This is a genomic window from Janthinobacterium tructae (assembly GCF_006517255.1).
GTDB lineage: Bacteria > Pseudomonadota > Gammaproteobacteria > Burkholderiales > Burkholderiaceae_D > Janthinobacterium > Janthinobacterium tructae.
In genome coordinates this window covers 1328839-1341600 of the sequence record NZ_CP041185.1, presented here as the reverse complement: position 1 = coordinate 1341600, position 12762 = coordinate 1328839, and the positions used below count along the sequence as shown (strand labels likewise).

The 12762-nt window shown below is 65.1% G+C and carries 11 protein-coding genes and 1 riboswitch; of the genes, 10 read left to right on the top strand and 1 reads right to left on the bottom strand.

Features of this window, described 5'->3' with window-relative positions:
* Positions 1-22: 22 nt before the first annotated feature.
* The 3 genes from FJQ89_RS05955 (at position 23) to FJQ89_RS05945 (ending at position 4679) form a co-directional block, all read left to right on the top strand.
* Positions 23-1177 carry an LLM class flavin-dependent oxidoreductase gene (locus FJQ89_RS05955; RefSeq protein WP_141169458.1) on the top strand — a complete coding sequence of 385 codons (1155 nt, stop codon included), beginning with the start codon at positions 23-25 and terminating at the stop codon, positions 1175-1177.
* A 220-nt stretch (positions 1178-1397) separates the two neighbouring features.
* Complete coding sequence (locus tag FJQ89_RS05950; RefSeq protein ID WP_141169457.1) at positions 1398-3770, top strand: TonB-dependent receptor; 2373 nt, start codon at positions 1398-1400, stop codon at positions 3768-3770.
* Positions 3771-3837: 67 nt separating this feature from the next.
* Positions 3838-3999, top strand: a riboswitch (FMN riboswitch).
* A gap of 176 nt (positions 4000-4175) precedes the next feature.
* On the top strand, positions 4176-4679 hold the full coding sequence (locus FJQ89_RS05945) for a 6,7-dimethyl-8-ribityllumazine synthase (RefSeq protein ID WP_141169456.1): 504 nt from the start codon (positions 4176-4178) through the stop codon (positions 4677-4679).
* Between the two features lie 68 nt (positions 4680-4747).
* Here the strand turns inward: FJQ89_RS05945 and FJQ89_RS05940 are convergent, their stop codons facing one another.
* Positions 4748-5800, bottom strand: coding sequence for an ABC transporter substrate-binding protein (locus tag FJQ89_RS05940; protein WP_141169455.1), 1053 nt, complete (start codon positions 5798-5800; stop codon positions 4748-4750).
* 224 nt (positions 5801-6024) lie between these two features.
* Between FJQ89_RS05940 and FJQ89_RS05935 the strand changes: the two genes are divergently transcribed.
* From FJQ89_RS05935 to FJQ89_RS05905, 7 genes are read left to right on the top strand one after another with little or no spacing between them, the layout of a single operon-like run.
* A complete protein-coding gene (locus tag FJQ89_RS05935) occupies positions 6025-6774 on the top strand; it encodes a class II aldolase/adducin family protein (protein WP_071077139.1) in 750 nt (249 codons plus the stop codon).
* A 22-nt stretch (positions 6775-6796) separates the two neighbouring features.
* Positions 6797-7870, top strand: coding sequence for an ABC transporter substrate-binding protein (locus tag FJQ89_RS05930; RefSeq protein ID WP_141169454.1), 1074 nt, complete (start codon positions 6797-6799; stop codon positions 7868-7870).
* Positions 7867-8727, top strand: a complete 861-nt coding sequence (locus FJQ89_RS05925; RefSeq protein WP_141169453.1) for an ABC transporter permease — start codon at positions 7867-7869, stop codon at positions 8725-8727. Before FJQ89_RS05930 ends, FJQ89_RS05925 begins: the two co-directional genes overlap by 4 nt.
* Positions 8724-9488, top strand: coding sequence for an ABC transporter permease (locus tag FJQ89_RS05920; protein ID WP_141169452.1), 765 nt, complete (start codon positions 8724-8726; stop codon positions 9486-9488). Before FJQ89_RS05925 ends, FJQ89_RS05920 begins: the two co-directional genes overlap by 4 nt.
* Complete coding sequence (locus tag FJQ89_RS05915; protein ID WP_141169451.1) at positions 9481-10746, top strand: MFS transporter; 1266 nt, start codon at positions 9481-9483, stop codon at positions 10744-10746. The genes FJQ89_RS05920 and FJQ89_RS05915 overlap by 8 nt, the downstream gene beginning before the upstream one ends.
* The gene (locus tag FJQ89_RS05910) at positions 10743-11624 is read left to right on the top strand and encodes an ABC transporter ATP-binding protein (RefSeq protein WP_141169450.1); all 882 of its coding nucleotides are present in this window, start codon (positions 10743-10745) and stop codon (positions 11622-11624) included. Before FJQ89_RS05915 ends, FJQ89_RS05910 begins: the two co-directional genes overlap by 4 nt.
* 39 nt (positions 11625-11663) lie before the next feature.
* Complete coding sequence (locus tag FJQ89_RS05905; RefSeq protein WP_141169449.1) at positions 11664-12719, top strand: ABC transporter substrate-binding protein; 1056 nt, start codon at positions 11664-11666, stop codon at positions 12717-12719.
* Positions 12720-12762 lie beyond the last annotated feature (43 nt).

Below are 12762 nucleotides of genomic sequence, written 5' to 3'. Positions count from 1 at the left end.
AACCTACTGAAGGAGTACCTTGATGGCAATCGATTTTTTCTGGCGCATCCCCACACATGGCGAACCGAGTTCGCACCGCGCCCGCACGCCGTTTCGCGGCGACTGGTTTCCCGGCAATGACAACCTGCGCCAGGCGGGCCTCGGTGGCGGCGGCGCCGACGGTTTTACCTACATCGACTACCTGGCGGAAATCGCCCGCGCGGCCGAGCTATCGGGCTTCCAGGGCGGCTTGATCCCGTCCTTTCCCATGACGGATGAACCGTGGGCCATTTCCGCGCTGCTGGCGCGCGAGACGAGCACCTTTCGCTTCATGATCCCGTTCCAGCCCGGCTTTTTGAACCCCGTGGTGGCGGCGCGCATGACGGCCAGCCTGCAGCGGGCCACAGGCGGCCGGGCCCTGTACAACGTCATCACGGGCGGTGGCGGCCCGGCGCAGCTGTGGTGGGGCGATTCGGCCGGGCACGACGACCGCTACACGCGCACGACGGAATTTCTCGATGTGGTGCGCGGCGTGTGGCGCGGCGGGCCATTTTCCTACCAGGGCAAGTTCTACCAGGTGGAAGACGCGGGCCTGGCAACGCCCCTGTCGGAACAGGACTTCCCCGAAATTTACTTTTCCGGCTCGTCCGATGCGGCCCTCGGTTCCGCCTCGAAGCACGCCGATTACTACCTGACGTGGCTGGAACCGTTCGAGCAGCTGCGCGAGAAATTCGCCCGCGTGCATGAAAAGACGGCGCTCCTGGGGCGCAAGATCAAGTGCGCCGTGCGCGTCGACATCGTGGCCCGCGCCACGGAAGAAGAGGCGTGGGACGAGGTGCGCAAGGGCTTTGACGCCGTCGATGCCGCCACCCTGCGCCAGTTCCTCGGCGCCGATGGCGGCGATTCCGTGGGCGCGGCGCGCCAGCGGGGCAACCGTCCGACCACCCTGAACAGCTACAAGGACTTGATCACGGCGCCGAATATCTGGTCCGGCTTCAACCTGCTGCGCGGCGGGCAGACGCAGGGTATCGTCGGCAGCTACCAGCAGGTGGCCGAACGCCTCGACGAACTGGTGCAACTGGGCGCCGACGCCTTTATCCTCGCCAGCACGCCGCACCTGGAAGAAGCGTATCGGGTGGGTGAAGAAGTGCTGCCGCTGGTGCGTGGCCATGGTGCCGCCTTGCTGCGCGCCGCCTGAGTATCCCCTGTTGCCGCGACAGCAGCGCCACCGCCTGCTGTCGCGCAGGCAACACGCGGCGGCGCCGCTGCTGCCAAATCAACAGCACTATCACCATGATAGTCTTCCTTTTAAATCAAGCACTTAACGTATATATTGCTGCACTGCGGCAGCGGGCATGCGCCTTGCAATAACAGTCATCACCATCTCGCGTTTTGACTTTACTCAAGGATAACCACCCATGCGCCGTTTGACTTCCCCCGCCGCCTTTTCTTCCTTTCCCTTTCATCTGACCCCGCTGCGCCGCGCGCTGCGTTCGGCCTTCGCCATCGGCGGCTTGATGCTCGTCCATGGCCTGCTCCACGCGGAAACGCCTGGCGCCGATGTCATTGCCGCTGCCGACGCCAACGGCGCCGGCGAGGGCGCCTCCTTGCAATCGGTGACGGTGACGGCGCAAAAGCGTGAGGAATCGGCACAGAAGGTGCCGAGCGCGATCACGGTCCTCGGCGGCAAGGAGCTGCTCGACACGGGCATCGGCCGCTCGGCCGGCGAAATCCTCAATTACGTGCCGAACGCCTCGGCCGGCACGCAGCAGCATGGCCGTCCGCGCTGGTGGATACGCGGCGTGGGCGCGGGCCAGCAGCAGATCGATTTTCCGAACCCCGTCGGCTTTTACCTCGACGATGTCTACATCAGCAATTCCAGCGCCACGGGCTTTCCCCTGTTCGACCTGGACCGGGTGGAAGTGCTGCGCGGCCCGCAAGGCACTTTGTGGGGCAAGAACACGACGGGCGGCGCCATCAATGTGATTTCGCGCAAGCCCTCGTTCAAGTCCAGCGGCTACGCCAAGCTCGATTACGGCAGCTACGACACCACCGTGGCCGAAGGGGCTATCGGCGGCGCCCTGGTCGACGAGGTGCTGGCGGGGCGCTTGTCTTTCCACACGGAGCAGCAGGACAAGGGCCGCTTCCACAATCAGTTTACGGGCGAGCGCGATGGAAAACTCAAGGATAGCGCCATCCGCGGCCAGCTCAAGGCCCTGATCGGGCGCGACCTGACGGCGAACCTGAACCTGCATTATCGCGATTACACGACCAAGGGCGCCACCACCACCGTGGCCAGCTATGCTGCGAATGGCGTGTACCGCAACGGCTACGTCCCCAGCACCAATCCCGACGATGTCAGCACGAATGCGCCGGCCGACAGCGACGTGAAACAGGGCGGCGCCCAGCTGAACCTCGAATATGCGCTGGGCGAGCTGACCCTGACGTCGATCACCGGCTATGAAAACTTCCGCAACGAAGCGACGGGCGACAGCGACAACACGCCGCTGGAAGTGGGTCGCAGCCGCTCGAAGGCCAGCAGTCGGCAAGTGTCGCAGGAGCTGCGCTTGACGTCGCCGCAAAACGGCGCCGTGAGCTGGGTGGCGGGCCTGTTCTACTTCAATGAAAAGATCGATTCCGATTCGGCCGGTGCGCGCCTGCCCAACGGCAGCGTGCCGGCGCTGGCGGGCAGCACGCAGCCCGTCGGTTACAACCGCACCATCTACCAGCACAAGGCGCGCAGCGCGGCCATCTTCGGCAGCACGACCGTCAACTTCAGCGAGCAGTTGCTGTCCACCTTCGGCTTGCGCTGGACCACGGAAACCAAGGACCTCGATTTGCAGCGCGTGCAGGCCGCATCGAATTCGGTGACGTTTGGTGACGCGGCCAACTGGTGGAACACGGTCCGGGGCGGCAATTACACGGCCGCCTCGGTCGCCAACAACAATTTCACCTCGAATCCGTCCACCACGTGGAATGCACTGACCTATGACGTCACGCCCGAATACCGCTTCAGCAGCACCCTGCGCGGCTATCTGAAATACGCACACGGCATCAAGTCCGGCGGCTACAACACGAGTGCCACGGACGTGCGGGCCCTGAACACGGTCAAGCCGGAAACCCTGAACTCGTTCGAGGCGGGCATCAAGTCCGAATGGCTGGACGGGCGCCTCAATTTCAACGCCAACGTTTTTCACTATGACTACAAGAACGTGCAGGTGAATATCACGGGCGTGTACAACGGTGACCCCACGCAAAGCGTCAATTACCTGCAGAACGTGCGCAAGGCCCACGTGAATGGCGCGGAATTCGAGATCGAGGCGCAGCCGACGGACAACCTGCACATCAATGCCAATCTGGGCCTGCTGCGCACGGAATTCGACGATTTCGCCATCCAGAACAATGGCGGCGACCGCTCCGGCAATGAATTCGTGCGCTCGCCCCACGTGACGGCCTTGCTGGCGGCCGACTACCGCTACCCGCTGGGCAATGGCGCGCAGCTGGTCTTCAGCGGCGATGTGCGCTACACGTCGAAGCAGTACTACTATGTCGACCCGCAAAATGCCGCGCGCGACTTGCTGAACCAGGGCGGCTTCGCGCTGGCCAATGCGCGCCTGTCGTATGTACTCCCGGGCGGCAAGCAGCGGATCTCAGCGTATGCGAACAACCTGACCGACAAGGTCTATCGCAACCACACGCTCACCAGCTTCGTGCCCGGTGCCGTCAACGGCGACACGGTGATCATCGGCCAGGGCCGCACGGTGGGCGCGTCGTACACGGTGCAGTTCTGACCGCGCAGGGCAGGGGCGATATGCTATAGTTGCCGGGCGTGGCTGCCGCACCTGTGCGCTGGCCACGCAACGTTCTCAGGGCGGGGTGCGATTCCCCACCGGCGGTAATGGCATGCGTGCCTAGCCCGCGAGCGCTTGCCGGCATGGTCTTTGGACCATGCCGGCAAGGTCAGCAGACCCGGTGTGATTCCGGGGCCGACGGTATAGTCCGGATAAAGAGAGAGCGGGATGGAATCATTGTGTCTGTGCCGGCCTACGCCCGGCGCATGGACGGCCTGCGTTTGCCGTCGGTGCGCGGGTGCGCGTGCCTGCATGCGCAGTTGGGCGTGGCTTTCTTGCGCCTGTCATATCCCCTTCGATTTTATGCCCTGTTTTTTGTCATTCTTGAAAACAGGAGTCTTTTATATGTCACAACCGTCACACGCAATACCAGCCAAACGCATCGCCTTCATCCAGGCGGGCTGGCACCGCGACATCGTCGCGCAATGCCGATTGTCCTTCATCGCCGAAATGGCGACCCTTGGTTTCGCCGAGAGCGATATTGACGTCATCGACGTCGCCGGCGCCTTTGAAATCCCCCTGCATGCGCAAGTGCTGGCCAGGAGCGGCCAGTACGCGGCGATTGCCGCTTCCGCCCTGGTGGTGGACGGCGGCATCTACCGGCATGATTTTGTGGCCGATGCCGTCATTTCCGGCATGATGCAGGTGCAACTGGCGACAGGCGTGCCCGTGCTGTCGGCCGTGCTGACCCCGCACCACTTCCATGCGGGCCACGAGCACCAGGAATTCTACTTCCAGCACTTCAAGGTCAAGGGCGTCGAACTGGCCACGGCTTGCGCGGCCACCATCCACTCGCTGCAGCGGCTGGCGCAACCGGCCGCCGCCCCGCATGAGGCCTTGGCCGCCTAGGGCGCCGTTTGCCTTGATGCCGTAGTACCCGGGGCCAGCACATGTTGCCATGTGCTGGCCCCGTTTCTTTATGCGGCTTGCCGCAGCAGCGCGTCGAGGCGCCGCTGCGCTTCCTCCAACGGCCGGCGGTCGATCCAGGCGTCGATATCCACGTCGCGGTCGAGAAAACCGTGCTGCAATTGAAAATCCTTCTGCTGGCGGAACAGGGCTACCTTCTCGTCGGACAGGTCGGGCGCCAGGGTCAAATGAAAACCGTCGCGGTAGGCTTCGGCCACGGCGTCGGCGCCGGCCCGCGTTTCGCCCTGCAGGATGGCCAGCACGTCGGCCTGGTGGCTGCGCGCCCAGTGGGCGGCGCGCAGCGTTTGCGTCAAAAAGCGCACGACCAGCTCGAAATGCTGTTCCAGCATCGTTTCATGCACGGTGATCGGGCGCGGCGTGCCGTTGTTCACGCGGAAGCGCCGGTCGGGCAGGGCGTCGATGTCTATGCCCACTTCCAGCCCGGCCGCGCGGGCCGCTTCGGCCGCCGCCGCGCCTTTCACGTAGACGGCATCGACTTCGCCGCGCAAGAGCGGCGCGATGCCTTGCCACAGGCCCGCGCCCAGATTGGCCTGCGTTGGCGCCTCGCCACCCACTTCCACCAGCCGCACATCGTCCAGCGTCAAGCCGGCCGACGCCAGCACGCCCTTGTAGCCGGCCAGGCTCATGCCGCGCGCGATGCTGCGCCCGCGCCGGTTCTCGCGCAAGTCTTCGGCGCGGAACACGGGTAGCGCCAGCCGCTTGCCCTGCAGCTGCGCGGGCGTCGTGATGCCGGAACCGGGGCGCACGAGGATGGCTTGCCACTCGTCGATCCAGGTCAGGCCGATCAGGCGCGTGGGCGCCCCTTGCGCGCGCGCGGGCAGGGCCAGCAGGTTGCCCCCTTCGCGCACGAGCGTGGACAGGCCATGGTCGTAGTGGTGGCGCGCCAGTTCGCCACCCACATCCTGCAGGGTTTTCAGGGCGATGCCGTCGCGGGCGAATTCCTCGTCCAGCCAGCCCAGTTTATACGCGAGGCCCGTGGCCGTGGGCACGGGGCAGCGCGTGAACCAGACGGTATCGACGGCGGGGGCGGTTGCGGTAGTCATGGATTTCTTTCGTGGTGGTGGAGCCTTGAACCGTGCAGGAAACGTGCCCGCGCCGCTTGCTGGCTTGGCGACAGCGCCTGCGTCCAGCGCTGCTGCCACGCCAGCAGCCGCTGTTGCACAGGCAGCAGCGATCCACCATTTCTGCGGCCCTGGCGCTGGCACGCGTCTTGCAAAAGTAGAGGCATGACTGATTCGTACCTTAACCTCAAAGAATGGAGCATGACATGACGGACGTGGCACAAGCGCAAGCACAACAAGTACAGGTGCAGGAGTTGACGGCGGCCGAACTGGCCTTCGTGGAACAGGTGCGGCGCGATGCGCAGACGGCCTTCGACGGCTTGCGCGAGACGGGCAGCCTGACGGCCAACGGCACGGTGGGCTTTGTCGAGCGCACCCCTGGCGGTGACAAGGTGGTGGTCGTCAACGACCCGGGCCCGTTCCGCCGCGGCCAGCCCCTGAAGGCGGCCGTGCTGGCGCTCGATGGCACGGTGATTGTGGGCGACGCCAACAACGGCGGCGCGCGCTATTTAAAATTGTTCCGTGAGCGTCCCGAGGTCACGTCGATCTCGCACGTGCACTCGCCGTCCCTGGGCGCGTGGGCGCAGACGCACCGCACCCTGCCGATCCGCTACGTGCCCGTGCAGCGCTTCCAGCTGATCCGCGAAATTCCCATCTATATCGACCGCCGCCAGCCAGAAGTCGATTTCATCCTCGGTGAAATCGCCCGCAACACGCACGCCACGGCCATCCTGGAAGCGAATGGCGGCGCCACCGTGTGGGGCAAGCAGGGCTTGCTGAAGCTGGCCGAGTTCATCCTGCTGCTGGAAGAGGGCGCCAAGATCCAGATCGCGGCCGAAGCCATTGGCGGCTCGCGCGACTTCGGTCCCGGCGTGTTGCTGCAGCAATGGAAGATGAGCAAGCTGATCGACACCGCGCGCGCTTTGTCTCTGCTGCCTGCCACCGATCTGGTGTAACCCTTTGAAGAATGGGCCCGAGATGTCATTGAAATTCTTACGTTTGACCTGGCGCAAGGTACTCGCCACCGCCATGGCGGCCAGCCTGCTGGCGCCCGCCATCGCGGCGGCAGCCGATCCCTTGCCGGCCGCCGTGCGCATCGCCGTCGTGGCGCGCACGGCACCGTCCGGCAAGACCGTGTTTGCAGGTTCGGCCGCCCAGGTGGCCGCGCAGGGCTGGCTGGCGGCCGAACTGGGCAAGCTGGGCGTGAAGCTGGAATGGGTGCCCGTCACCACCAACTCCGTGGCGACGCAAGTCAACGAGGCGTTTGCCAACCACTCGATCGACCTGGCCCAGTATGGCGATTTGCCGTCGATAATCGCCAATGCCTCGGGCTTGCAGACGCGGCTGATACTGCCCGGTGGCAGCGCCAATAACACCTATCTGGTGGTGCCGAACGGTTCCACGGCCCATTCGATCAAGGATTTGAAGGGCAAGAAGATCGCCTTGCACCGTGGGCGGCCGTGGGAATACCCGTTCGCCCGCTTGCTGGAAGCGAACGGCATGAGCTTGCGCGACGTCAAGATCCTCAACCTCAATCCGCAGGCAGGCGCGGCGGCCGTGGCCACGGGCGGCGCGGACGCCTTCTTCACCCTCAGCGACGCCTTCCTGCTGGAAGATAAAAAAGTGGGCAAGATCATCTGGGCGAGCAAGGCACCGCCGCAGGACTGGAAGATGCGCGCCGAACTGTGGGCTGACAGCGGCTTCCTGCAACGCTGGCCGCAGCTGGCCCAGCTGGTGGTGACGGCGTATGTGCGCGAGCACCACCGGGCGGCCGGCGCGGGCGGCGAAGATGAATATGTGCGCACCGAGGCGGCCGCGGGCCAGGTGGAAAGCGTCGTGCGGCGCGAACTGGCGGGCGACCATACGCCGTGGCAGGCGCGCTGGTCGCCGTTGTTTACGGCCAGCTTGCGCCAGCATTACGTGGGAGAGGCGGCGTATGCGAAGAGCGCGGGCCTGATCGCGCGGCCCCTGCAAGTCGATAGCCTGTTCGCACCCCAGTTCGTCAACCAGGCGCTGGCGCAGCTGAAGCTGCAAACCTACTGGACGCCATGACTTCCATCGTCAACGCCATCGCCTTGCCGCGCGCCAAGGATACGCCGCGCTCTCCTGCGCCAGTGCGTGCGGCGCCCATCCCCTGGCTGCGACGTTTCGTGCGCTCGCGCTGGTCCGTGTGGGCTTCGCCGCTGGCCTTGCTGCTGCTGTGGACGGCGGCCACCACCTTCGAGTGGATGCCGGCGCATATCTTGATGTCGCCGTGGCAAGTGCTGCTGACGGCGGCAGACCTGGCCGAGAGCGGCGAACTGGGCCAGCACCTGGGCATCAGCCTGTTCCGCTTGCTGGCCGGTTTCGGTCTGGGCGCCAGCGCGGGCCTGGCCTTCGGCGTCGTGCTGGGCCTGTCGCCTGGCTTGCGCAGCTACGTCGACCCTACGTTCAATGTCTTGCGCCAGCTGCCCACCGTGGCCCTGATCCCTTTGTTTATCTTGCTGTTCGGCATAGGCGAGAGTTTTAAAGTGTTTATCGTGGCCAAGGCCAGTTTCTTTATCGTGGCGCTGGCCGTGCATGACGCCATCCGCAACCTGTCGCAGCGCTACTTTGAGGTGGGGCAAGTGTATTGCTTTTCGCGCTGGCAGCGCATCCGCCTGATCGTCTTGCCGGCCATCGTGCCGGCCGCGCTGACGGGCATGCGCATCGCCCTGTCGCGTTCGTGGATGGTGCTGGTGGGCGCGGAATTGCTGGCCGCGGACAGCGGCCTGGGCCAGATGATGGAAATGGGCCGGCAAATGTTCCGCCTCGACGTGGTGATGGTGGGCGTGGTGCTGACGGGTGTGATCGGCTTCGGCCTGGACCGGGCATGCCATGCGCTGGAATCGCGGCTGATGCGCTGGAAGCGTAATGGGGAGTCCATATGAAACAACGTTTGATCCAGATCATCAAGGGTGCGCTGTTGCCGCTGGCCTTGCTGGGCGCCTGGCAATGGGCCTCCGGCCAGGGTGCGGCGGCCGCCTACATCTTTGTCTCGCTGGGAGATTTGGCGCACAGCCTGCGCGACCTGCTCGTCACGGGCGAACTGTGGGTGCATTTGCGCGCCAGCCTGGGCCGCACTCTGGCCGGCTTGCTGCTGGGCGGCAGCGCCGGCATCGTCACGGGTGCGCTGATGGCGCAGTCGCCGCTGGCTGACCGATTGATTGGCCCGCTGTTCCACAGCATCCGGCAAGTTCCCTTGCTGGGCCTGATCCCTTTGCTGGGTCTGTGGGTGGGTAATGGCGATGGCGCCAAGCTGCTGGTGATCGCCATCGCCGCCTTTTATCCTACCGTGCTCAACACGCAGGCGGGCATGCGCCAGGTGGAAGGAAGATTGCGCGAAGTGGGGCAGGTGCTGACCCTGACGCGCTGGCAAACCTTGCGCCAGATTTTGCTGCCGGGCGCCATGCCGGCCATCGTCACGGGTGTCACGCATGCGCTGGCGTTTGCCTGGCTGGCTTGCCTGGGCGGCGAACTGCTGTTTGCGGCCGGGCCCGGCATGGGTTCATTGTTGCTCAACGGTGAAGTGTCGGGCCGCATGGATGTCGTCTTGCTGGCCGTGCTCGTGATCGCCTTGCTGGCGCAAGCGATGAACGTGGCGTTTGCGCGGCTGGCGAGCCTGCTGGTGAAGGGGCGCAGCAGTGAGTGAATCCTTGCCATTCCAGCCAGACACGGCCGTCAGTGCCCGCGAAGGCGAGCTGCGCGCCTTCTTGCTGCGCTTTATCGGCCTGACCCTGCTGTCGGGCGTGACCATCGGCATGAACAAGGTGCTGGCCACTTTGCTGGGATTGCATTTGCACGTGAGCAACTTTCAGCTGGCCGCGATCAGCAGCGCGGAAACCCTGGCCATGGCGCTGGGCACCATACCGGCCGGCTATATTCTTTCGCGTGGCAACCCGAAGCATCTGTATGCGGGCGTCAGCCTGAGCCTGGCGCTGGCCTTTTGCGTGCTGCCGTGGCTGCCCGGCTGGCAATGGGTGGCCTTGCTGATGTTTCTCGTCGGCCTGTGCATCTCGCTGCGCATCGTGGCCATGAGCACGGTGTTTCTCGTGCGCCTGCCGGAACTGGGACAGGGCAAGGCGGGCTGGTACAAGGGGACGTTGATACTCGGCATGCAGTTCCTCGGGCCTTTGTGCGGCAATTATCTGATCGCGCAGCTGGGGCTGAAGGCAGGCTTTTTGATTTCCGCCCTGATGTTCGCCATTTTGGCCGTGCTGGGCTGGCAAGTGTTGCCCAGCAATACTGCGCCGCGCAAGCTGGAAGGCCAAGCCTTGCTGCCCGGCGCGGCCAGCCTGCGCGAACTGCTGCGCCTGCCCGTCGTGCGCGTCACTTACCTGTTCGAGATCCTGGCCAGCTTCACGGCTTCCAGCGTGGGCGTGTTTTCCATCTTGCTGGCCATCCGCGTGCTGCACTGGCCTGCGCATCACTCCGTCTGGCTGATGGCCGTGCAGGGATTGAGCTGCGTGCTGGTGCTGCTGTTCCTGGGGCGCTTCGTGCTGGCCAGCCCGTACCGAGGGCAACTGTATGGCGGTGCGCACCTGGCCATCATGGCCGCCTTGCTGATCCTGGGCCTGTGGCCCTCCAGCATCGCTTACCTGGGCGCGTCCGTGCTGCTGGGCCTGGGCCTGGGCGTGAATAACCTCGTCAATACGGATAATATCGCCCGCGCGCCCGTCGACAAGGCACGCGTCTCGGCTCATCTGACGCTGTTCGGCATGGTGGGCGGCACGGCAGGCGCGCTGGCGGCGGGCCGCCTGGCCGACCTGACGGGCTTGCGCAATGTGTTCCTGATCTGGCTGGCTCCATGGCTGGCTGCCTGGCTGGTTTTCCACGGCAGCCGCTGGCTGCGCCGGGCGCCGCCCGCCGCCATTCCTTCCTTAGCCCCCACCGCAGAGAGTGCGCCATGAATGATTTCGTTTCCCCTTCGACCTTGCTGCCGCAGCGGCAGCACCTGAGCGGCGGTTTGCAAGTGCAGCACGTGAGCAAGTCGTTTTCGCTGAAAGGCGCGCCACTGCTGGTGCTCGACGATATTTCCCTGACCATTGCGCCCGGTGAATTCGTCGCCATCGTGGGCGCGTCCGGTTGCGGCAAGTCAACCCTGCTGCGCCTGCTGGCGGGCCTCGATACGGATTACACGGGCTTGCTGTTGCACGATGGCGTACCGATTCGTGGCACGGATTTGCACCGGGGTCTCGTGTTCCAGGACCACCGCTTGTTTCCGTGGCTGACGGTGCAGCAGAACGTGGCCGTGGCTTTCAGCAATACCCGTGTGCCGCTGGCCGAGCGCACCGCCCGCGTGGCGGCGGAAATTGCGCGCGTGGGCCTTGATGGCTATGCGGATGCGTATCCGCATCAGTTGTCGGGCGGCATGTCGCAGCGGGCGGCGATTGCCCGCGCCCTCGTGGGGCGGCCCGACGTGCTGCTGCTGGACGAACCGCTGGGTGCGCTCGACGCGCTGACCCGTTTGCGCTTGCAGCAGGAGCTGCGCCGCCTGTGGCAAGACGAGGGCATCACCATGGTGATGGTCACGCATGACATCGATGAAGCCGTCTACCTGGCCGACCGCATCGTCGTGCTCGATGCGCGCCCGGGCAAGGTGCGCCGCGTGCAGGACGTGCCGCTGGCCCACCCGCGCCAGCGCGGTTCGCCGGGCTTTGTCGCCATCCGTGACGGCTTGCATGCGGATTTCAGCGACCTCGACGACACGCAAGCGCCCGTGGCGCAGGATGTAGATCCCAGCAGCTCATGGGATGGCAATGAATGGGCGCGCAGGATGGCGCTGTAGTTTCCTTTTTGAACGGTCCACCCACTCTGGAGATACACCATGAGCAATGACACACTCGACACCCTGTGGTACACGCGCTGCCCCGTCCCGACGGGTCTGGGGATAGGTTTGCAGCAAGGCTGGTTGGAAGCGGCCTTGCGCGCCGACGGCACCAGTTTGCGCTCCTTGCGCGAATCGGACCAGGAAGCCGTGCGCGAATCGCATTTCGACCATACCCTGCAGAACTCCGTGCGCCACGGCGGCAACATCCCCGCCCTGTGGGCGCGCGCGGCGGGGCGCGAGACGCGCGTGATCGGCCTGTCGTGGTCGGACGAGACGCAGCTGATCCTGACGCTGCCCGGCAGCGGTATCCTGACGGTGCGCGACTTGAAGGGACGGCGCTTCGGCCTGCCATTGTGGGCCAAGGCGCAGATCGACTTTGCGCGCGCGCAAGCCTTGCGGGGGCTGGAAAATGCGCTGAGCCTGGAAGGGCTGGCTGTTGCCGACGTGGAACTGGTCGATTATGTGGTCAACACGGGCCAGAGCGAAGCGCCGCCGGAACAGGGCGCGGCAACGAATCTGTTCAGCGGCGCGCGGCGCGGCGGACAGAGTCCGGAGCTGCTGGGACTGCTGCGGGGCGAGGTGGATGCCATTTTCCTGAAGGGCGCTTCGGCCGCCCAGCTGGCGCAGCAGTTCGGCTTGCACACGGTGATCGACACGGGCAACCATCCGGAACCCCTGATCCGCGCCAACAACGGCACGCCGCGCACCTTGAGCGTCGATGCGCACTTGCTGGAGCATCACTTCAGCTCCGCCGTCACCCTGGTCGAGCAGGTGCTGCGGGCCGAAGCGTGGGCGCGTGGCCATGCGGACGAGACGCGGCGTTTCCTCGCGCGCGAATCGAATGCCAGCGAGCACTGGGTGCAAGTGGCTTACGGCAAGGATGCCCATCTGCGCCTGGACACGGACCTGGCGGAAACGTCGATCGCGGGCTTGCAGGATTTCAGCGACTTTTTGTTCCGCTGGAACTTCCTGCCCAGCAAGGTCGACGTGCGCGCCTGGATCGACCCGCGTCCATTCGAAGCGGCGCTGGCGCAGACGCGCCGGGCGGCTTGAGCGGGAAGCGCGTCAACAGTGGCCATGCATGATGATGAGGAGA